This window comes from Segeticoccus rhizosphaerae, assembly GCF_005222685.1.
In the GTDB taxonomy this organism is placed as follows: domain Bacteria; phylum Actinomycetota; class Actinomycetes; order Actinomycetales; family Dermatophilaceae; genus Segeticoccus; species Segeticoccus rhizosphaerae.
In genome coordinates, this window is sequence record NZ_SWMA01000030.1 from 1 (window position 1) to 21,224 (window position 21,224).

The window sequence follows — 21,224 nt, forward strand, 5'->3', positions numbered from 1 at the left end:
AAACATCGCTTGCGTCGTCCCGCATCCGCCGATGGCATCACCCCGCCACGATCTCGAAACCAGGCCCGCCCCTTGGTCGCCGACACGCCCACCACCACCGCGGCCTGCTCAACCGTCAGGCAATCGCGGACCTGAGCCCAGAACCGATACTCCACCTCAACCGGCAACCGCGGACTACCCCGACGAGCACTCATCTGCACACCTCTCAACGCCAGGTGTTGCAGTCACTCCTTGAGGCCAAGGCCCCTCACGGGGCACGCAACCTCACGAAGATTCCTCCTGTGCCGACCCCACCAAGGCGCAGAACTGTGCGAGATCGACGTTGCCGCCGCTGATGACGACCCCCACTCGCTGGCCCTGCAACTGCGCCGCACGCTCCCGGACCGCGGCCAGGCCGAGGCAACCGGTGGGCTCGACCAGCATCTTGAGGGTCGAGGCGCACAGGCGCATGCAGTCGACCAGCTGCGCATCGGTGGCGGTCACGATGTCATCGACCAGTTCCCGGATCAGCGGGAAGGTGAGCTCGCCCAGGTGCAGGGTCTGGGCGCCGTCGGCGATGGTGCGCGGCGTCTCGATGTGCACGATCTCGCCGCTGCGGAACGAACGCCGGCCGTCGTCGCCCGCTTCCGGCTCGACCCCGTAGACCCTCGCGTCGGGCGCGAGCTCCGCCGCGGCCAGGGCGGACCCGGACAGGAGCCCGCCACCACCGAGGGGCACGAAGAGGGCGTCGAGCCCGTCGACCTCCTCGAGCAGCTCGAGAGCCGCGGTGCCCTGGCCCGCGATGATGTCCGGGTGGTCATAGGGCGGGATGAGGGTGAGCCCCTCCGAGTCCGCCAGCCCTTGCGCGATGGCCTCGCGGTCCTCGCGGTAACGGTCATAGCTGACGACCTTGCCGCCATACCCCTGCGTCGCCGCCACCTTGCTGGCGGGCGCATCCAGGGGCATGACGATCGTGGCCGGGACCTCGAGCAGCCGTGCAGCCAGGGCGACGGCTTGCGCGTGGTTGCCCGAGGAGTAGGCGATGACGCCCGCGCGGCGCTGCTCGGGCCCGAGACGTGACAGCGCGTTGAACGCGCCGCGGAACTTGAAGGCGCCGACCCGCTGGAAGTTCTCGCACTTCAGGTACAGCCGGAGACCGAGGGCCTCGTCGATCCGGCTGGACGTGAAAACCGGCGTGCGGTGGGCGTGTCCGGCGATGTGCCGGGCGGCTGCGCGGACGTCGTCAAAGGTGGGCCTGGCCGTCATACGACCCAGCCTACGGAAGGCGTGGGCTACTCCGCGGGCGCCTCGGCCCGCGCGAAGGTCAGGGTCTCACCCGTCGCCCCGCCCATCCAGATGTCCTGGCACGCGGCGGCGAGCTCCTCCAGGCCGCTGACGATCGTCCCCCACACGTTGCCGGGCACCCAGCCCTGGTCACCGTTGATGAGCAGGTTGTTGCGGCCGTAGAAGAGGGCGAGGTCGACGATCCGGCTCTGGTCGGCCGCGCCCTGCCCCTCGGCATACCCGTAACCCGGGTTGCCGAGCTGGTCGTCGCTGAAGGAGAACCAGGCGAGGTCGCCCGGGATCGGCGTGATGGTGGTGTTCTCCGCGCCCGGGTCATGGTCGGCGAACGCCGGCAGCAACGCATAGATCTCGTTGCGCGCGTATTTGCCGTGGTAGACCTGCCCGGACAGCGGAAGCGACTCCCACACGGCGGCCGCGGTGCGCGGCGCCTCGTCGTCGAGGAGCTTGGCGAGGCACTGGACGCCCCTCTTCTCGAGCGTGACGGACACATAACGGGTCATGGTCAGGACCTTCCGTTCTCGGCGTTGCGGATCAGGGTGGGGACGCGGGAGGCCCAGTCGGTGCGCTGCTCGTAGGCCCGGCCGGCGCGCAGTACCAGGGCGTCGGCGTGTCGGCGACCGACCACCTGCAGGCCCACCGGTCGCTCGTCGGAGGTGAAGCCACAGGGCACGCTGAGCGCCGGCTGCTGGGTCATGTTGAAGGGATAGGTGTATGGCGTCCAGCTGGTCCACAGGTCGGAGTCCCAACCGTCCGGTGACGGCTGCCCGCCCGGGAACGCTGCGATCGGCATGGTCGGGGTGACCAGCACGTCATACCGCTCGTGCAGCAGCGCCATCTTCAGGCCGAGGTCCATCCGCACCGCGGTGGCGTCCAGGAAGTCCGAGGCCGACAGCTCCCTGCCCTGCTCGACACATCGCCGCAGACCCGGGTCGATCCGGTCGAGGCTGCCCTCCGGGTAGGACTCGAGCACCTTTGCGGCGCCGGCGAACCAGAGCACGTGGAACGCCTCCACGGGGTCGGCGAAGCCGGGATCGATCTCCTCGACCACCGCTCCCGCGTCGACCAGGACCTGGACGGCGGCGCGGACCGCCTGCTCCACCTCGGGGTCGTTGCGGACGAATCCGAGGTTGGGAGAGAACGCGATGCGCAGCCCTTCGACTCCGTCGTCCAACCCCTCGAGGAAGGAGCTGGTCGGGGTGGGCATGGCCGACCAGTCGCGGGCGTCGAAGCCGGTCAGCAGGTCCAGCATCGCGGCGGCGTCGCGCACCGACCGGGTCATCGGGCCGGCGTGGGAGAGGGTGCCGAAGGGGCTCGCGGGGTAGTGCGGAATCAGCCCGTAGGTCGGCTTCAGTGCGGTCGTTCCCGTGAATGAGGCTGGGATGCGGACCGATCCGCCTCCGTCGGTGCCCACCGACCAGGTGCCCATGCCGAGTCCCACGGCCGTGGCGGAGCCGCCGCTGGATCCGCCGGAGGTGAGGTCGGCGCCCCACGGGTTGGTGGTGACGCCCTGCCGGATCGAGTCGGTCACGCCCTTCCACGCGAACTCCGGCGTCGTCGTCTTGCCGAGCAGGACGCACCCGGCCTCGCGCAGCCGTGCGACGGACGGCGCGTCCTCGCTCCAATCGCCCTCCGCCGCGATGAGGTTCGAGCCGCGCAGCGTCGGCCAGCCCTCGGTGATCAGAATGTCCTTGATGGCCGTCGGTATGCCGTCCGCCGGCCCCAGGGGCGAGTTGCCACGCCAGCGCTTCTCGGACTCCGCTGCCGCGGACAGGGCCCCCTCGCTGTCCACGAGCACGTAGGCGTTGACCGCCTCGTCGTGCTCGCTGATCGCATCGAGCGCCGCCTGCGTCGCCTCCACCGGAGACAGGTCACCGGAGCGATAGCCCTCGGCCAGCTCAGCGGCACCCATCATGGACAGATCAGTCATCGGATCTCCTCGGCCTCGAGCGCTGGTGGTGTCTCCGCCGGCACGAAGCCCAGCCGCTTGTCGACGACGTTGCGGAGCGGTTCGCCGTCGAGGAAGCGTAGGGCGTTGTCGACGAACTGGCGGGCGAGCGTGTCGCGCCACCCCACGACGTCGCCCGACATGTGCGGGGAGATGACCAGGCCGGGCGCCTCCCACAACGGGCTGTCCGGGGGCAGGGGTTCGTGCACGAAGACGTCGAGGGAGGCGGCGGCGATCCGACCTTCGCGCAGCGCGGAGACCAGGGCCGCCTCCTCCACGATCGGTCCACGGCCGATGTTGACCAGGTGGGCTGTGGGCTTCATCGCCGCCAGGACCTGCTGATCGACCAGCCCGCGGGTCTGGTCGGTCAGCGGCGCGGCGACGACCACGTGGTCCGCCCACCCGACGTGCTCCGCGAGGCGAGCGCTCTCGACGACCTCTCCGAAGTCGGGGTCACCGGACCGGGCGCGCCGGCCGGCACCCCGCACCTGCATACCCATCGCTCCGAGGACCCGTGCGATCTCACGGCCGATGGCGCCGGTGCCCACGACCAGTGCGGTGGCGCCCTGCAGCGTGCCGGTCTCACGGTGCTGCCAGATGCGCTCGCGCTGGTGGTCGTGGCTGACGTGGACCTGCTTGACCTGCGCCAGCATCGACGCGAGCACGAACTCCGCGATCGGGCGGTCGAAGACTCCCCGGGCGTTGGTGACCTCGACCTCCGACTCGACCAGCTCGTCGAAGAGCAGCTTGTCGACGCCGGCGGCGGCCACGTGGATCCACCGCAGCGAGCCGGCTCGCGGCCAGACGTCGCGCACCGCCTCCGAGAAGAAGTCCCAGAGCAGCAGGGCGTCGGCTCCGTCCAGGGCATCGCCCAAGCCTGCGGGGTCGGTGAGGCGCAGGTCGGCGCGCTGCGCGATCTGCTCGAGGTGGGGCGGGGGCTCGTCGAGCTGCTCACAGAGCACCGCGACGACCGGCCGGTGGTGCACGGTGTTCACACCCGGAGCCTAGGAATGGCAGAGTAGGATTGTCAACAATCGCGGTCTGTCGCCACCCACACACTTCCAGCGCCTGGGGAATCCGAGCTCTCCTGCTTCGAAACCACAGGCGCCAGAGGTGATTTCTCACGCTTCGAGGTCATCATGATCGGTCAGGTCGGCATCGGCATCGTCTGTCCCTACGACTTCGCCCTCGACCGCGAGCTCTGGCGCTGGACGCCGCCGCAGGCCAATCTCCTGCTCACCCGACTGCCCTACGCCCCGCTCGCGGTCACCCTGGAGATGGTCCGGCTCGTCGGCGAGCCGGACCAGCTCCTCCCGGCCACACAGCAGCTGCTGGCGCCGCGGCCCGCCGTGCTCGCCTACGCCTGCACATCGGGCAGCTTCATCCGCGGTCTGGACGGCGAAAAGGCCCTGTGCGCCGCGATGATCGAGGCCGGGGCGCCAGTCGCGGTGACCACGAGCGGCGCCCTCCTCGATGCGATCACGGCGCTGGGCGTCGAGCGGGTCGCCATCGCCACGCCCTACCAGACGGCCATCACCCAGGGCCTGGCGGACTTCCTCTCGGAGGCCGGACGCACGGTGGTCGGAGGCAGCGAGCTCGGGCTCACGTCCGGCATCGAGTCGGTGCCCTACGACGTCACCGCCGACCTGGTCCGCCGGGCCGACGAACCGTCCGCCGAGGCCATCGTCGTGTCGTGCACCAACCTCGGCACCTACGACCTCATCGCGCCGCTGGAGCAGGAACTCGGCAAACCGATCATCAGCGCCAACCAGGCCACCATGTGGTCGGCCCTCCGCCTGGCCGGGCTGCCCGTGATTGGCCCGGGCCAGCGGCTGCTCGCCGTCTGACCCCGAGCACGGGCACCGAGCGTTCCCTTGTCGCGAGCCTCTCCTCCCCCTTAGTCTCCTATTGTCGACAATCTGCCGATCATCCGCACGGAGGTATGCCGTGCCGTTCCCCTGAGAGCGAGGTGTCACCCGTGGCTGCTGCCGAGGTGTCCGCCCCTGTGACGACGACCCAGCCGGCTCCGGCGCCCAAGACGACCGAGTACGCCGCCCGGATCGAGAAGGTGCGCGCCGCGATGGCCGCCCAGTCGCTGACCGCGCTGGTGGTCACCGACCCGTCGAACCTGTTCTACCTGACCGGATACAACGCGTGGTCGTTCTACATGCCGCAGTGCCTGATCGTGCCTGCCGACGGGCTGCCCCACCTCTTTGCCCGCGCGATGGACGCCGGTGGGGCGCACCATACGTGCGACCTGCCGCGCGAACGCATCCACGGCTACCCCGAAGAGCTCATCCAGCGCTCGGACGCCCACCCCTACGAGTGGATCGCCGAGCGCGCCCGGGAGCTCGACCTCCTGCAGGACGCCCCGGGGTGCCGCATCGGCCTCGAGAGCGACTCCCCCTTCTTCACGGCGCGGGACTACCTGGCGCTGGACCGGGGTCTGCCTCGGGCCGAGGGGGTCGACTGCAATGAGCTGGTCAACTGGGTGCGGGTCATCAAGTCGCCGGTGGAGCAGGAGGTCCTGCGCATCGCGGGCTCGATCGCCTCGCAGTCGATGCGGGTGGCGCTGGAGGCGATCGACGTCGGACGCCGGCAGTGCGACGTCGTCGGCGAGATCATGAGGGCCCAGGCCAGCGGCACGCCGGAGCACGGCGGCGACTACCCCGCGATCGTCCCGATGCTGCCGACCGGCGACGCTGCCGGGACCCCGCACATGACCTGGAGCGACGCGCCGTTCGTCGCCGGCGAAGCGACCACCATCGAGCTCGCCGGCGTCAACCAGCGCTACCACGCGCCCCTGGCGCGCACGATCATGCTGGGGGAACCGCCGCAGCGTCTCGCCGAGACCGCCAAGGTGATCGGAGAGGGCATGCAGGTCACCCTGGACGCGATCCACGACGGCGTGACCGGCCGCGAGGTGCACGCGGCGTTCAACGACGTGATCAGCCGGCACGGGCTGCGCAAGGACTCGCGCATCGGCTACTCGATCGGCATCGGCTATCCCCCCGACTGGGGTGAGCACACGATCAGCCTGCGCGCCAGCGAGACCCAGCCGCTGCGGGCGGGCATGGCCCTGCACGTGATCCTCGGCATGTGGATGGATGGCTGGGGCTACGAGCTCTCCGAGCCGGTGCTGGTGCACGCGGACGGCGTCGAGCGGTTGACCGACCTGCCCCAGGACCTGACGATCAGAAGGTGATGAGAGTGACCAACGCCCCGGGAAATGCTTCCTCGGAAACCAGCACGCCCCGCTCCCTACCCCTCGCGGCCCGCGCCGGCCAGCTGGTCGGGTCCGTGATCGACTCGAGCACGTCGTTGCTGCAGGAGCAGACCCACGACATCGTCCGGTTCGCCATGGGCAGCCCCGCCGCCGAAGCCGTCCCGGCCAAGATCCTCTCGGAGATCGCCGGGTCGGTGCTCGGTCCCGACTCCGCCGACGCCTACGACTACGGCGCGACCGAGGGTGACCCGCCGCTGCGGGAGGCGCTGCTGCAGGCCCTGCGCGGCACCAGCGACGAGACCACGCCCGAGCGGATGCTGGTCACGGCCGGCGGTATGCAGGGACTCGACCTGGCGTGCAAGCTCTTCGTCGACCCCGGCGACCTCGTGGTCGTCGAGTCGCCGACCTACACCAACGGCAGCGCGACCGCGCTGTCCTACGGTGCGCAGCTGCTCGAGGTGCCGGTCGACGCCGACGGCCTGCAGGTCGACACGATGAGGGACCTGGTCGCCCGGACCGGGCGCACTCCCAAGGCGATCTACACGATCCCCACCTTCCAGAACCCCTCCGGCACCACACTCTCGCTCGAGGGCCGCAGGGCGCTGCTCGAGGCCGCCCGGGAGTGGGGAGCGATGGTCATCGACGACGACCCCTACGGCCTCCTGCGGTTCGAGGGAGACCACCTGCCGACGCTGCACGAGCTCGCCGACGGCGACCCGCTCGTGTTCTCGGTGCGCACCTTCTCCAAGATCATCGCGCCGGGTCTGCGGGTCGGTTGGGTCGACGCCGACCCGCAGCTGCGACAGCTGCTGATCAACGCCAAGCAGGCCATGGACACGTGCACCAACCTGCCCGCTCAGCGGCTCGTCGCCTCGTTCCTGTCCGAGGGCCACCTCGAGGAGCACCTGGTCACCCAGCGGGCCGAATACCGTCGCCGCAAGCACGCGATGCAGGACGCCCTGACCGAGCACTTCGGCGACATCGCCCGTTGGACGGACCCCGAGGGCGGCTTCTTCCTCTGGGTCACCCTCGAGAACGGCGTGGACACCCAGGAGCTGTTCGAGGTCGCGCTGGCGGAGGGTGTGGCGTTCATCCCCGGCCCGGCGTTCTCCGAGGCCGGGCACTTCCACGACGCCCTGCGGCTGTGCTTCGCCTCGACTGCGCCCGACCGGACGAGGGAGGGCATCGCCCGCCTGCGTCGCGCGGTCGACCGCCTCGCATGAGTTCTTCGAGACCACTCGGCGCCGCGGCGTCCGGTCAGGTGAGTGCGGAGGAGCAGCGGGTCCTCGACCTGATCGACGTCGACGAGATCGTCGAGGTCACGCGCGCCCTCATCGCGGCCCCGGGCGAGAACCCGCCCGGTGGCGAGGCCGCGACCGTCGCCGCACTCCAGGCTGCCGCCGAACACCGTGGACTGGTATGCCGTCGCTCCCCGGTCGAGCCCGAGCGCGACAACGCGACGGTCACCCTGGCCGGCGGGGACGGGCCCGGACTCCTGCTGCTCGGCCACACCGATGTGGTGCCGGTCGGCGAGGGCTGGACCGTGTCACCGCTGGGCGGCGTGGTCCGCGACGGCAGGCTGTATGGCCGGGGGGCCACCGACATGAAGGGTGGCCTCGCCGCGTGCCTGGTCGCCATGAGCGCCCTGCGGCGAGCAGGGGTGGAGCTGTCCGGTCCGATCGACCTTGCCGCGGTGGTCGATGAGGAGGAGACCGGAAAGGGCATCAAGTTCCACCTCGCGGAACTGCTCGGTGAGCTCGGAGCCGAAGGCGCGAGAGCGGCATACGTCGGATGTGTCGTCGCGGAGCCGACCGACCTGCAGACCGTGGTGGCGGCGCGCGGGGCGGCCTATCTCGAGGTGCGTGTCACCGGCAGGGCGGCGCACTCCGGCAACCCGGCCGACGGTGCCAACGCGATCTACGGAGCGGCCGCAGTGGTCAGCGACCTCGAGCGCTGGCACCACGAGCTCGCCTCCTCACCGCACCCGCTGGTCGGACCGCCGATGTGGAGCGTGGGCCTGGTGGCTGGCGGCACGGGCGCGTCGATCGTGCCGGCGGAGTGCACCATCGTCGTGGACAGGCGAATGTTGCCTTCCGAGAAGCCGGTTCAGGTGCTGGAGGAGACCCGGGAGCGGGTCGCTGCCCTGGACCTGCCCGCGCGGGGTCTCGGCGTCGAGGTCGCGATGACGATGGACATGCCGGGCTTCGAGACGGCGGGCGACGACCCGTTCGTGACGTCGGTCGACACCGCGATGACCGCTGCCGGTGGCCCCGGCCTGCCGCTCGGCGGGTGGACGGCGGCCTGCGACGGCGGCTACGTGGCCCGTGACACCGGGATGCCGGTGGTCGTGTTGGGGCCGGGTTCCGTGCAGGACCAAGCGCATCGGGCCGACGAGTCGGTCGGGGTCGACGAGCTCCTGGCCTCTGCTCGCGCCTACGCGCTGATGGCCCTGCGCCTGCTGAGGTAGCCTCCGGCTGGTCGCTGGCTCGCGCTTCCCCTCCTGCGCAGTGGTCGAGCCGCGCTGGCAATGGGTGCCGATCAGGTGGGTATGGCGCCGGCTCGGCCATGTTCGCCAGCGCGGCTTGACGGCAGCTTCCGATCTCGCGTCAGGTAGCGGCGCGGTCGCGGGCCTCGAGCGCATCGGCGAGCAGCTCGGCGAGGTGCCTGGCCCGCCTGTCGGTCCCCTGCTCGATCTGGGTGCGGCAACTGAACCCGTCGGCGAGGATCTCGGTGTCCGCCCGCGCCGCGCGCACTGCCGGGAGGATGACCCGCTCGCCGGCCGCCCTGGAGACCTCGTAGTGGCCCTGCTCGAAGCCGAAGTTGCCCGCGAGACCGCAACATCCGGAATCTGGCACCGTTGCCTCGATCCCGGCGGCCGCCATGAGCTCCCGGTCGGCGTCGAACCCCATGACGGCGTGCTGGTGGCAGTGCACCTGCACGAGGGCGTCCTTGCCGACCTGCGGCGGAGTCCAGTCGGGCGCCAGCTCCTGCAGGGCCTCGCCGAGGGTGCGCGTCGCCTCGGCAAGCCGCGCCGCCCTGGGATCGTCGGCCAACAGATCGGGAGCATCGTGGCGCAGCATTGCCGCGCAGCTCGGCTCGAGCCCGATGACGGGGGTGCCGGCGGCCAGCTCCGGTTCGAGCACCTTCAGGGTCCGCCTCAGCACCCGGCGAGCGACCTCGAGCTGGCCGGTCGAGACCCAGGTGAGCCCGCAGCATACGGACCCTGCCGGCAGGACCACCTCGAAGCCGGCATCCTCGAGCACTCGCACGGCGGCCTTCCCCACCTCCGGCGACAGGTAGTTGGTGAAGGTGTCCGGCCACAACACCACCCGCTGCCGCCCGCGCCCCCGCGACCCCCGCGACCCCCGTGAGGAATCTTCGTGAGGTCTGGTGCCCTGTGAGGGGCCGAAACCTCGCGAAGATTCCTCACGAGTGGTGAACCAGGAGCGGAAGGTCTGGGGAGCGAAGCGGGGCAGGTCGCGCTCCGGGGCGATGCCGCCGAGCTTCTTCAGCATCGCGGCCGCGCGGGACCCGGTGGTGGCGTTCACGATTCGCGGCGTGCGTGACGCGACTCGCGCGAGCGCCGGCAGCCAGCCCATCGACCAGTGCGAACGCGGCCTGGCCCACGGCCTCCCCGCGTAGTGGTGGTGGGTGAACTCCGCCTTGTAGGTCGCCATGTCGACGTTGACCGGGCAGTCCGACAGGCAGCCCTTGCACGACAGGCACAGGTCGAGCGCGTCCCTCACCTCGGTGGACCGCCAGCCGTCGGTGACGAGGTCGCCCTGCAGCATCTCCCAGAGCAGGTGCGCGCGGCCACGCGTGGAGTGCTTCTCCTCGCGCGTGACCTGGTAGCTCGGGCACATGACGCCGCCCGAGGACTGACGACACTTCCCGACCCCGACGCACCGCCGTTGGGCCTGTGCAAAGCTGCCTGCATCCTCGGGATAGCTGAAGAGCGTGAGGAGCTCGCGGTCCTTGGCCGGGCCGTCGTGGCGCAGGTCTGCGGTGAACGAGGGCGGGTCGACGATGATGCCCGGGTTCAGGGCGCCGCGTGGGTCCCAGATCCGCTTGACCTGGTCGAGGAGGTCGACCGCATCGGCGCCGTACATCCTGGTCAGCAGCTCCGAGCGCGCCCTCCCGTCGCCGTGCTCACCAGAGACCGATCCCCCGAGCGACACGATGAGCTCGGTTGCCTGCTCGATGAACTCACGGAAGGTCGCGATCCCCTCGGGGCTCAGCAGGTCGAAGTCCATGCGCATGTGCATGCACCCCTCGCCGAAGTGCCCGTATGACGTCCCGGACAGTCCGTGCCGTGCGAGCAGCTCGTCGAGACGGCGGAGGTATTCCCCCAGCCGGGCCGGGGGCACGGCCGCGTCCTCCCACCCGCCCCACATCTCGGCACCGTCGGCCCGGCGGGTCGCGAGCCCGGTGCCGTCACGGCGGCAGCGCCAGAGCACGGCCTGTGCCGCGGGATCGCGCACGAGCGACGACGACACGTCGAGGCGGGCGTCGCGCAGCTCGTCGGCCATGGCGCGTCCGGCACACTCGGCGGTCTCGATGCTCTCGCCGCCCACCTCGACCAGCAGCCACGTCTTGCCGTCGGGCAACCCGGCCGCCTGCGCGGCGCGCCGCACGTGGTCGGGCAGACGGTCGACCAACGTGGCGCTGACCGACTCGATGGTCAGCGGTCGGTGGGGCAGCAGGTGAGGCACCGCGTCGGCCGCGCTGGGGGCGTCGGGAAAGCCTAGAGCCAGCAACACCTTTGCCGCGGGGAGCGGCGTGAGGCCCAGGGTCGCCGTCAGGGTCGTGGCGAGAGTGCCCTCCGACCCGCAGAGGAGGCGGGCGACGTCGTGCCCGTGCTCCGGCAACAGCCGGTGGAGCGCATATCCGGAGATCTGCCGCGAGAACTGGCCGAACCGGCGCCCGATGACCAGCTTGTTCTCCCGCGCAAGGGCCAGCAGACCGCGGTTGATCTCGCCCTCGCGGCCGGGACGGTCGGACAGCCACGCCGCGCGGGCCGCCGGGTCCTCCTCCGGCCGTGCGGCATACAGGCTCAGCCGGTCACCGCCCGTGAGCACCACGTCCAGTGCACGGACGTTGTCGGCCGTCGTGCCCCAGGCGACCGAGTGGGCGCCACAGGCATTGTTGGCGATCATGCCGCCCAACGTCGCCCGCGTGCCGGATGAGGGATCGGCGCCGAAGGCGAGGCCGTGCCGGCCGGCTGCAGCCTGCAGGTCGCTCAGGACGACCCCGGGCTCGACGACAGCGGTCCGAGCGGCGGGATCGAGATCAAGGATGCGGTTGACGTGTCGGGACCCGTCGATGACGACCCCGCCGATCACATTGCCGGCCATCGAGGTGCCACCGCCCCGGAGCACGACCGGCGCCCCGGCGTCGGCGGTGAGCTGTGCTGCGGCAGCGAGGTCCTCACGGTCTACGGGGACGACCACCAGCTCGGGCGGGACGCGGTACAACGACGCGTCAACGGCATACAGCGCTCGCGTGCCGGGGTCGGACGAGACGCGCCCACGAAGCTGTGCACGCAGGGTCGCCTCGAGGGCGCCCACGTCGAACTCGACGGCGCGGACGGGTGCTGGTGCGGTCACCCGCTAATAGTCCAACACGGCGCGCAGGAACTTCCGGGTGCGTTCATGCTCTGGACTCTTGAAGATCTGGGCGGGCGGGCCCTTCTCGACCACGACGCCCTTGTCGAACATCACGACGCGGTCGGAGATCTCCTCGGCGAAGCGCATTTCGTGCGTCACCATCAGCATCGTCATGTCGGTGCCGGTCGCGAGCTCGCGGATCACCTCGAGCACCTCACCGATCAGCTCGGGGTCGAGGGCCGAGGTCGGTTCGTCGAAGAGCATGACCGTCGGCCGCATCGCCATGGCCCGCGCGATCGCAACCCGCTGCTGCTGGCCGCCGGAGAGCCGGCCCGGCTTGTGGTTTAGGTGGTCGGACAACCCGACCATGCCCAGCAGCTCGACCGCGCGCTGGTGCGCCTCCTGCTTGTCCAGCTTGAGGACCTTGACCGGGGCCTCCATCACGTTCTCGAGGGCGGTCATGTGGGGGAACAGGTTGAAGGACTGGAAGACCATGCCGACGTTGCGGCGGGTGGCCTTCATCTCCTTTGTCTCCTTCGCGTGTCCCCCCTTCTTCACGTCCCAGAGCGTGCCGCCGTTGACGACGACCAGGCCCTCGTCGGGGGTCTCGAGCGTCATCAGGATGCGCAGGATGGTGGTCTTGCCCGACCCGGAGGGCCCGATGATGCAGACCTTCTCACCGGGAGCGACCTCGAAGTCGAGCGAGCGGAGCACGTGGTTGTCACCCCACGACTTGCTCACGCCGCGGAACGAGATCATCGAGTCGGAGGTGGCACGAGGACCGGTTGTCGAGACCCCGGCCGGGACGGGCTGGTCAGCGGGAGAGGACAAGGCGACGCTCCAGGAGTCGGACGAACTGGGAAGAGATGAGGCTCACGATCAGGTACAGCGCGGCCGCGATCGTGACCGGTTCGAGGTAGCGGTAGGTGTCGGACCCGATCGTGTCGACGTGTCCCATCAGCTCGTAGACGCTGATGGCAAAGAGAACTGCGGAGTCCTTGAACATCTGGATCAGATAGTTGCCAAGAACTGGCGTGACCGAGCGGAGGGCCTGCGGAAGCACGATCCTGCCCCAGGTGCGCTGGATGGGCAGAGACAGCGCGGTCGCTGCTTCCCACTGGCCGACGGGTACGTCCTCGACTCCCGCCCGGTAGACCTCCGCGGTATAGGCGCTGTAGTTGATACCGAGGACGATGATGCCGGTCACCAGGGGGCTCAACGTGAGGCCGTAGTCAGGCAGCAGGATGTAGGCGAAGTAGGCCTGGATCAACAGGGGGGTGCCTCGGACGAACTGCACGTAGAAGCCGAACAGCTGCGAGATCACCGGGATCTTCGACCGTCGGATGATGGCCACGACCAGGCCCACGACCAGGGCGATCGCCATGCCTGCGAGGGTGATCTGGATGGTCGTCCAGAGCCCCTCCAGCATCGTCGGGATCAGCGACTTGGCGAACGCACTGTCCCAGGTCTGGCCGCCTGCTGCGGCGAGGGTGGAGCCCATCATCCGATCCCACCCCCGACCGGGTCGAGCCGTCGCGTGCCTCGGAAGATCGACCGACGGGTCTTGTCGATCGCGAAGTGCTGCTCGAGGAACCTGCTGAGGAGCGCCAGGACCTGCGACAGGATGAAGTAGATGACGAGGACCAGGAGGAAGACCGTCGCGGTGCGCCCCATGTCGTTGCGGATGAACTGAGCCATGGTGGTGAGCTCGGTGACCGTGATGAAGGAGACCAGCGAACTGTTCTTCAGGAGGTCGACCATGACGTTGCCGAAGGAGGGCAGCATCGTGGGGACCGATTGTGGGATGAGGACCCGGCGCATCCGCAGGGTCTTGCCCATGTTGAGCGCGATGCAGGCCTCGTTCTGCCCGGCCGTGCGGCCTTGGATCGAGCCCCGCACGATCTCCGCGGCATAGGCCCCCTCGTTGAGCCCGAGGGCGATGACGCCGGCGGCGATGGGAGACAGCTGCACTCCGAACTGGGGCAGGGCGTAAAAGAAGAAGAACAACTGCGCCACGAGCGACGTGCCCCGGAACACCTCGATGAAGCCGAGGGAGATCCACCGGGCCGGCCGGTGTTCGGACAACCTCCCGAGGCCGGCGACGAAGGCCGTGACCAGTGCCACGGCGATACCGAGCACGGTGATGAGCAGGGTGTACTGCAGGCCCTTCCAGAGCAAGGGCGTGGTGTATGACCAGAAGGCAGGGTCCCAGAAGTCAGTAGGCACCGGCTCTCACCCTTCTGTGGTGAAGCAACCTGCTTCGAGCATGGCTCAGCCCGGGTTCTTGCAGAGTTCCTTGGCGGTGACGCCCTTGACCGCGTCGGGGTCGAAGCCCCACTTGTCGAGGATCTTGGCGAACTCCGGGCCGTCCTTGAGCTTGGCGAGGTGCTTGTTGTACTCGGTGAGGAACGACTCGTCACTCTGCCGGAACGCCGCACCGGAACCGGTCTTGGGTGCGTCCTCGACCGGGGCGGTGACCTCCAGCCCCTTCTCGGTCTTCGCCAGGGCTCGTAGCGACAGGGTCGGCAGGAAGAACGCGTCGGCACGGCCGGCGAGCACCGCCTCGACGCCGCTGCGGTTGTTGTTGATTCGGATCATCTGGCTGTCCGGCACCTTGGCGGTCTTGAGGATTCCCTCCTCGAAGCCACCGGGAAGCACGACGATCTTGAGGTCCTTGTTGTCGAGCACCGACTTGACCGTGGTGATGTGCTTGGGGTTGCCCTCGGGCACACCGAACGACTCGGTGGAGACGATCACCGGCTCGGAGTAGTTCACCTCCGCGCAGCGGGACTGCTTCATGAACAAGCCCGCGGTGATGGCGTCCCAGCGGTTCGCCTTCAGGCCGGGGATCATGCCGTTGTACGGCGTGATGATGCCCTGGACGTCCGGGATGCCCATCGACTTCACGACGGCCCGGAAGACGTCCGGCTCGCAGCCGGTGACCTTCCCGTCGGCGGTGACCTTCGTGTAGGGCGGCTCGTTGGCGATGCCGACCCGCAGGTAGCCCTGCTTCTTGCCCTTGGCGAGCAGATCGTCGCCTCCACCGGCCGCCGCACTGCCCGTGCCGCCCTCGCCGACGGAGGCCGGCTTCTCGGTGGAGCTGCACGCAGTCATCAGCATCGCGGCCGGGACGATCAGGCCGGCTGCTCCGGCGCTGCGCATCAGGGTCCTTCGGGAGATCTCGCTGGTCATGCCCACTCCGATCCTCTGGGACGACGACGGCGACCAGGGTCAGATCGCGCAAAAGATGCCGTGCCGTCATCGTGAAACGTAATGTTGGCCTGTACTATTGTCAACAATCCTCACGGACTGCGCACACGTTGTCTCGGCTTTTGCCAAAGAAACCACCACGAGGTTCTCATGAGCACTGGACACCGCAACACCCCACCGACCGTCGGTCTGCTCTACCCCGGGCACAGCGCGGAAGACGACTTCCCGATGCTGGAGAAACGGCTGGACGGCGCCCTCCGGCTGCCCCTCGTGCACACCTCCGTCGGTGAGGACGCCCACGAGGTCGGCGCACTGCTCGACCTCGGTGGCCCCACCCGGTTGGCAGAGGGCGCTCGGCAGCTGCTCGAGCAGAGCCCCGACTCGGTGATGTGGGCGTGCACCTCCGGCAGCTTCGTCTTCGGCTGGGACGGAGCACGCAAGCAGGTCGACGAGCTGTCCCACCTGGTGGGACTACCCACCTCCTCGACATCGATCGCCTTCGTCGAGGCGCTGAAGTCGGTTGGTCTCCAACGGGTCTCGGTGGCCGCCTCATATCCTGAGGACGTGGCGCAGCGCTTCGTCGGGTTCCTCCAGGACGGCGGTTTCGAGGTCACGGCCATGGGCAGCCACGGCATCTACACCGCGGCCGAGGTGGGCACGCTCGCCGACGACCAGGTCGTCGGCCTCGTCCGCGGGGCCGACCGTGAGGGAGCCGACGCCGTGCTCGTCCCCGACACGGCGATGCACACGCTCGGCCAGCTGGACGCGCTCGAGGAAGCGGCCGGCATACCAGTCCTCACGGCCAACCAGGTGACCATCTGGGAGGGTCTGCGACTCTTGGGGCCTGTGCCCGAGCTCCCGGAGATGGGAAGCCTTTTCCGATGACCACCCGGGGCTTCATCGAGCCGCTGGTGCAGAAGTCGACCCCCAGCATCATCGCCGAGAAGCTGCGTCTGGCAATCGGCCACGGTGAGCTGCCCGCGGGCACGCAGCTGTATGAGGCCGAGCTGGCTCGCGAGCTCGGCGTGAGTCGCGGCCCCCTCCGGGAGGGCATGCAGCGCCTCACCCAGGAAGGACTGCTCATCTCGATCCGCAACCGCGGACTTTTCGTGATCCAGATGACACCGGAGAACGTCCGTGACATGTACGTCGCGCGGAGCGCCATCGAGCGCGCGGCCGCGGAGCAGATCATGCAGCGCGACCCAGCAGACGCGAGCGAGGCCCTCCTCTCGGTCGTGGACACCATGGTCAACGCCAGCGCCCGCAAGCAGCGTTCGCGGATGACCGAGGCCGACATGACCTTCCACCAGACCCTCGTCTCGCACGCGCACAGCACCCGGCTGTCGCGCATCCACGAGACGCTGCTGACCGAGACCCGGATGTGCATCACCGCCCTGGAGGAGAGCTACCGCTTCTCCGACGACCGGGTCGCGGAGCACCGCGACATCGCCGAGGCGCTCGGCGCCGGCGACACCGCCCTCACCGACCGGCTGCTCATCGCACACATGGAGGACGCGGTCCGGCGTCTCACGACAGCGGTGGCGACCCCCGCCTCCTGACCGGACACCGCCTGCGCGAGCGCAGCGGTGTCCGGTCAGGTGGAGCGGCTCGGCCGCGGGGGCTCACATGGTGATGCCGATGTACTTCGTCTCGAGGAACTCGTCGATGCCGGTCGGGCCGCCCTCACGGCCGAGCCCCGACTGCTTGACCCCGCCGAACGGTGCTGCCGGGTTGGAGACCACACCCTGGTTGAGGCCGACCATGCCGCTCTCAAGCGCTTCGGCGACGCGCAGCGAGCGACGCAGATCGTTGGTGTAGACGTAGGCCACCAGGCCGAACTCGGTGTCGTTGGCCGCCTTGATCGCCTCCTCCTCTTCGCTGAACGGGGTGAGGGGTGCCACCGGGCCGAAGATCTCCTCGGTGGCCATCCGTGCGTCCTTGGAGACGCCGGTCAGCACCGTCGGTGGGTAGAAGTAGCCCGCGCCGTCAGGCGTCTGCCCACCGGTCAGCAGCTCGGCGCCGCGCTCGACCGCGTCGGCCACGAGCTCGCTCACCTTGTTCTGGGCGGCGTCGTCGATGAGGGGTCCGACCGTGGTGCCCTCGTCGACGCCGCGGCCCACCGTCAGGCCGGCCATGGTCTCCGCCAGCCGCTTGCCGAAGTCGTCGATCACGCTCTCGTGCACGTAGATCCGGTTGGCGGCCGTGCAGGCCTCCCCCATGTTGCGCATCTTCGCCGCCATCGCGCCCTGGACCGCCTCGTCGAGGTCGGCGTCCTCGAAGACGATGAACGGCGCGTTGCCGCCGAGCTCCATCGAGGTGCGCAGCACGTGCTCGGCACACTGCTCGAGCAGGATCTTGCCGACCTTGGTCGAGCCGGTGAAGGACAGCTTGCGCGCCAGCCCCGACCGGATCAGCGGCTCCATCACGCCACCGGAGTCCATCGCGGTCACGCAGTTGACCACGCCGTCCGGCACGCCCGCCTCGCGGAGGATGTCGATGAAGGCCAGCATCGACAGCGGTGTCTGGTGGGCAGGCTTGATCACCGACGTGCAGCCCGCCGCGATGGCCGGCCCGATCTTGCGGGTGCCCATGGCCATCGGGAAGTTCCACGGGGTGATCAGCAGGCACGGCCCGACCGGCTGCCGCGTCACGAGGAAGCGCGAGCCACCTGCCGGCGCGACCTGGTAACCACCGTTGATGCGCACGGCCTCGCCGGCGAAGTGACGCAGGAACTCGGCCGCGTAGGAGATCTCACCCTTCGCCTCGGCCAGCGGCTTGCCCATCTCCAGCGTCATCAGCCGGGCCAGGTCGTCGATCCGCTCGTGCAGCAGGTCGAACGCCCTCATCAGCATGTCGGCGCGCTCGCGGGGCGAGGTGGCGGCGAAGGAGGCCTGCGCGGCGACCGCGGCATCGAGGGCCTTGCGCCCGTCGGCAGGGCTCGCGTCCGCGACCGAGCAGAGCACCTCTCCGGTGGACGGGTCGAGCACATCGAACCTCTTCCCACCCTCGGCATCGACCCACCCCCCGTCGATGAACAGCTGCTTCGGGACCGCCTGGACGACGGCCTCCTGCGTGCTCGTGGTGTCCGGGGTCCCGGTGCTGACCATCTCGCCTCCTCGTTGCTGTGGATCTCGTCAGGGTGTGTGTGTTGGTGCGTTTCCAGCCTACGGTGAGCAGCGACATACGTCCGCGTTGACTTTGGCGGCTCACGTTCCTAGTGTGATTGTCAACAATCTACCAGAGGAGGACAGGTGGCTGAGCTCTCGCAGATCCTGAAGCAGGCAACGGGGGTCATCGCCGCACGCGGCGAGGGCGTCTACCTGTATGACGAGGACGACCGTCGCTATCTCGACTTCACCGCGGGCATCGGGGTCACCAGCACCGGGCACTGCCACCCGCGCGTCGTCGAGGCCGCGCAGAAGCAGGTCGGCACGCTGATCCACGGGCAGTACACCACGGTGATGCACCGGCCGCTGCTCACGCTCGCGGAGCGGATGGGCGAGGTACTGCCGGCCGGGATGGACCGCACGTTCTTCGCCAACTCCGGCTCCGAGGCGATCGAGGCGGCATTGCGTCTCACCCGCCAGGCGACCGGTCGGCCCAACATCATCGTGTTCCACGGTGGGTTCCACGGCCGCACGGTGGCCGCTGCGTCGATGACGTCGTCGGGCACCAAGTTCCGGTCCGGCTTCGCGCCGCTCATGGCCGGGGTCTACGTCTCGCCGTTCCCCGACCCGGGCCACTTCGGCTGGCCGCAGGAGGAGGTAACCGACTTCGCGCTCAAGCAGCTCGACTACGTGCTGCAGACCCTCAGCGCGCCCAACGACACAGCGGCGTTCGTCGTCGAACCGGTGCTGGGTGAGGGCGGCTACGTGCCCGGCAACGAGCGCTTCTTCGCCGGACTGCGCGAGCGCGCCGACAAGCACGGCATCCTGCTCGTGGTCGACGAGGTGCAGACCGGCTGGGGCCGCACCGGCAAGTTCTGGGGCGGCGAGCACTTCGACATCAAGGCCGACGTGCTGGTCACCGCCAAGGGCCTTGCGTCTGGATTCCCACTCTCGGGCATCGCCGCGTCCTCCGCGCTGATGGACAAGGCCTGGCCCGGATCGCAGGGCGGCACGTATGGCGCCAACGCCGTCGCGTGCGCAGCCGCCCTGGCCACCATGGACGTCATCAGGGACGAGAAGCTGGTCGAGAACTCGGCGGAGCGCGGCGCGGAGCTCAAGCAGGCCCTCGCGGCGGTTGCGGCCGACCACAAGCAGATCACCGACGTCCGCGGTCTGGGGCTGTTGATCGGCAACGAGTTCCGCGACGCCAACGGCAACCCGGACGGCAGGACGGCTGCCGCGGCCCAGCAGGAGGCCGCCAAGCGCGGTCTGCTGCTGCTCACCTGCGGGCCCTGGAGCCAGGTGGTGCGCTTCATCCCGGCCCTGGTCGTGAAGTCCGAGGACGTCCAGGAGGCCGCCTCGATCTGGCGCGACGCCGTCGAGGCCGTCACGAGCTGAGCATCGGCACGGCTGCCTGATCGGCGCCGTGCGGCCGGTCCCTCGGTCGCACGGCGCCGATGCCGTCAGGTGGACAGGTTGTGGATGCCGGGCTGGTCCTCGTCGGCCACCCCCGGCACCCGGCGGCCATGGATGGAAAGCCCTGCCGTCTCCGGGACCCCGATGAGCGCGATCATCCCGATGACCATCGCGGCCATCATGTAGAACGCCGGCATCAGGTCGTTGCCGGTCGCGCCGACCAACGCGTCGTTGACGAAGGCCGCGGTCCCACCGAAGGCCGCCGTCGCGACGTTGTAGCTGATCGCCATCCCCGCATAGCGCACGTGGGCCGGGAACATGGCGGGGAAGGTAGCCGAGATCGTCCCGAGCTGCGGCAGGAAGATCAGACCCATCACGGTGAACCCGACGATCGCCCAGCCGAATCCCTTTGACATCAGCCAGAAGCAGGGCGTGGCGACGATGAACAGCCCGATCAGTGAGAACCACCACAACGGTTTTCGCCCGACGCGGTCGGAGGTCGCCCCCGCGATCCAGATCAGTCCCATCATGGTCAGCTGACCGATGAGCACCACGATGTCCGCATTGGTCTGGGATATGCCGAGCGTCGCGTGCATGTAGGTCGGCATGTAGGTGAGCAGCGTGTAGTCCGCGATGTTCAGGGCGATGACCAGGCCGAACAGGTGGATGATCGGACGCCAGTAGAGGCGGAACAGGTCCTTCAGCGCGCCTGTTGCCTCGAGCTCGACCTCCTGCTTCTCCTGCAACCGGCGGAAGACCGGCGTGTCCTCCATCCTGGTGCGCAGGTAGAGACCGACCAGGCCGAGGGGCAGGCCGATGAGGAACGGGATCCGCCACCCCCACGACGTCATGGCGTCATCGCTGAGGACGGCTCGCAGGATCAGGGTGATGACGATGCCACCGCTGAAGCCGGCCAGCGTGCCGAACTCGAGGAAGGACCCCCAGAATCCGCGCTTCTCGTCGGGGGCGTACTCCGCCATGAAGGTGGCGGCCCCGCCGTATTCACCACCGGTCGAGAAACCCTGCACCACGCGCAGGAAGATGAGCAGGACCGGCGCCCAGATGCCGATCGAGTCGTAGCTCGGGATCACGCCGACGAAGAACGTGCCGAGCGCCATCAGGATGATGGTCATCGCCATGACCTTGTTGCGGCCGATCCGGTCGCCGATCGGGCCCCAGACGACGCCGCCGAGCGGACGCAGGACGAACGACACGGCATACACCAGGAGCGTGGCCAGCTGGCCGTACTTCCCGGGGAAGAAGTTGTGCGTGAGCTCCACGACCAGGTAGGCGTAGACGCCGTAGTCGTACCACTCGGTCGCGTTGCCGATCATCGAGGCGCCGACCGCCCTGCGCAGCACCGGGTTGGGGACGACGGGAACTTCTCCACCCTGCTCGACGGGTTCCTCTGCCGGCGACGTCATGGGCCT

18 protein-coding genes and 1 pseudogene are annotated in these 21,224 nt (G+C 69.3%); 7 read left to right on the forward strand and 12 right to left on the reverse strand.

Annotated elements, in window-relative coordinates; all coding sequences use genetic code 11:
• The 5 genes and pseudogenes from FCN22_RS22310 to FCN22_RS16565 form a co-directional block, all read right to left on the reverse strand.
• Positions 1-194, reverse strand: a pseudogene (locus FCN22_RS22310) (IS30 family transposase); the annotation flags it as partial.
• Positions 195-264: 70 nt separating this feature from the next.
• Complete coding sequence (locus tag FCN22_RS16550; RefSeq protein WP_137122670.1) at positions 265-1,245, reverse strand: threo-3-hydroxy-L-aspartate ammonia-lyase; 981 nt, start codon at positions 1,243-1,245, stop codon at positions 265-267.
• Between the two features lie 26 nt (positions 1,246-1,271).
• Positions 1,272-1,784, reverse strand: coding sequence for a DUF3830 family protein (locus tag FCN22_RS16555; RefSeq protein ID WP_137122671.1), 513 nt, complete (start codon positions 1,782-1,784; stop codon positions 1,272-1,274).
• Between the two features lie 2 nt (positions 1,785-1,786).
• Complete coding sequence (locus tag FCN22_RS16560; RefSeq protein WP_137122672.1) at positions 1,787-3,211, reverse strand: amidase; 1,425 nt, start codon at positions 3,209-3,211, stop codon at positions 1,787-1,789.
• Positions 3,208-4,224 (reverse strand): D-2-hydroxyacid dehydrogenase, encoded by a 1,017-nt coding sequence (locus tag FCN22_RS16565; RefSeq protein ID WP_162308238.1) that lies wholly within the window; start codon positions 4,222-4,224, stop codon positions 3,208-3,210. Before FCN22_RS16565 ends, FCN22_RS16560 begins: the two co-directional genes overlap by 4 nt.
• A gap of 144 nt (positions 4,225-4,368) precedes the next feature.
• Between FCN22_RS16565 and FCN22_RS16570 the strand changes: the two genes are divergently transcribed.
• The 4 genes from FCN22_RS16570 to FCN22_RS16585 all read left to right on the forward strand — a co-directional run bounded on the left by FCN22_RS16570 (position 4,369) and on the right by FCN22_RS16585 (position 8,922).
• Positions 4,369-5,076, forward strand: coding sequence for a maleate cis-trans isomerase family protein (locus FCN22_RS16570; protein WP_202911637.1), 708 nt, complete (start codon positions 4,369-4,371; stop codon positions 5,074-5,076).
• Positions 5,077-5,207: 131 nt separating this feature from the next.
• Positions 5,208-6,434: a M24 family metallopeptidase gene (locus FCN22_RS16575; RefSeq protein ID WP_238384796.1), complete on the forward strand. Its 1,227-nt coding sequence runs from the start codon at positions 5,208-5,210 to the stop codon at positions 6,432-6,434.
• Between the two features lie 5 nt (positions 6,435-6,439).
• The gene (locus FCN22_RS16580) at positions 6,440-7,678 is read left to right on the forward strand and encodes an aminotransferase-like domain-containing protein (protein ID WP_373681341.1); all 1,239 of its coding nucleotides are present in this window, start codon (positions 6,440-6,442) and stop codon (positions 7,676-7,678) included.
• The gene (locus FCN22_RS16585; protein WP_137122674.1) at positions 7,675-8,922 is read left to right on the forward strand and encodes a M20 family metallopeptidase; all 1,248 of its coding nucleotides are present in this window, start codon (positions 7,675-7,677) and stop codon (positions 8,920-8,922) included. The genes FCN22_RS16580 and FCN22_RS16585 overlap by 4 nt, the downstream gene beginning before the upstream one ends.
• Before the next feature lie 139 nt (positions 8,923-9,061).
• On the opposite strand, the gene FCN22_RS16590 is transcribed toward FCN22_RS16585, so the two are convergent.
• The 5 genes from FCN22_RS16590 to ehuB are packed head-to-tail and all read right to left on the reverse strand — an operon-like array spanning position 9,062 to position 15,253.
• A complete protein-coding gene (locus FCN22_RS16590; RefSeq protein ID WP_137122675.1) occupies positions 9,062-12,061 on the reverse strand; it encodes an FAD-binding and (Fe-S)-binding domain-containing protein in 3,000 nt (999 codons plus the stop codon).
• 3 nt (positions 12,062-12,064) lie between these two features.
• The gene (ehuA, locus tag FCN22_RS16595) at positions 12,065-12,820 is read right to left on the reverse strand and encodes an ectoine/hydroxyectoine ABC transporter ATP-binding protein EhuA (RefSeq protein WP_137122707.1); all 756 of its coding nucleotides are present in this window, start codon (positions 12,818-12,820) and stop codon (positions 12,065-12,067) included.
• 55 nt (positions 12,821-12,875) lie between these two features.
• Positions 12,876-13,565, reverse strand: a complete 690-nt coding sequence (ehuD, locus tag FCN22_RS16600; protein ID WP_238384797.1) for an ectoine/hydroxyectoine ABC transporter permease subunit EhuD — start codon at positions 13,563-13,565, stop codon at positions 12,876-12,878.
• Positions 13,562-14,287: an ectoine/hydroxyectoine ABC transporter permease subunit EhuC gene (gene ehuC / locus FCN22_RS16605; protein ID WP_137122676.1), complete on the reverse strand. Its 726-nt coding sequence runs from the start codon at positions 14,285-14,287 to the stop codon at positions 13,562-13,564. The genes ehuD and ehuC overlap by 4 nt, the downstream gene beginning before the upstream one ends.
• A 45-nt stretch (positions 14,288-14,332) precedes the next feature.
• Positions 14,333-15,253: an ectoine/hydroxyectoine ABC transporter substrate-binding protein EhuB gene (gene ehuB, locus FCN22_RS16610; RefSeq protein WP_137122677.1), complete on the reverse strand. Its 921-nt coding sequence runs from the start codon at positions 15,251-15,253 to the stop codon at positions 14,333-14,335.
• A 168-nt stretch (positions 15,254-15,421) separates the two neighbouring features.
• Between ehuB and FCN22_RS16615 the strand changes: the two genes are divergently transcribed.
• On the forward strand, positions 15,422-16,156 hold the full coding sequence (locus FCN22_RS16615) for a maleate cis-trans isomerase family protein (RefSeq protein ID WP_137122678.1): 735 nt from the start codon (positions 15,422-15,424) through the stop codon (positions 16,154-16,156).
• A complete protein-coding gene (locus FCN22_RS16620; RefSeq protein ID WP_137122679.1) occupies positions 16,153-16,830 on the forward strand; it encodes a GntR family transcriptional regulator in 678 nt (225 codons plus the stop codon). The genes FCN22_RS16615 and FCN22_RS16620 overlap by 4 nt, the downstream gene beginning before the upstream one ends.
• A 63-nt stretch (positions 16,831-16,893) precedes the next feature.
• Here the strand turns inward: FCN22_RS16620 and FCN22_RS16625 are convergent, their stop codons facing one another.
• On the reverse strand, positions 16,894-18,378 hold the full coding sequence (locus FCN22_RS16625) for an NAD-dependent succinate-semialdehyde dehydrogenase (protein WP_137122680.1): 1,485 nt from the start codon (positions 18,376-18,378) through the stop codon (positions 16,894-16,896).
• A 144-nt stretch (positions 18,379-18,522) separates the two neighbouring features.
• Here FCN22_RS16625 and FCN22_RS16630 point away from each other — a divergent pair, with 144 nt between their 5' ends.
• The gene (locus FCN22_RS16630; RefSeq protein WP_137122681.1) at positions 18,523-19,776 is read left to right on the forward strand and encodes an aspartate aminotransferase family protein; all 1,254 of its coding nucleotides are present in this window, start codon (positions 18,523-18,525) and stop codon (positions 19,774-19,776) included.
• 65 nt (positions 19,777-19,841) lie between these two features.
• Here the strand turns inward: FCN22_RS16630 and FCN22_RS16635 are convergent, their stop codons facing one another.
• Positions 19,842-21,218 (reverse strand): MFS transporter, encoded by a 1,377-nt coding sequence (locus FCN22_RS16635; RefSeq protein WP_137122682.1) that lies wholly within the window; start codon positions 21,216-21,218, stop codon positions 19,842-19,844.
• Between the last annotated feature and the right edge of the window lie 6 nt (positions 21,219-21,224).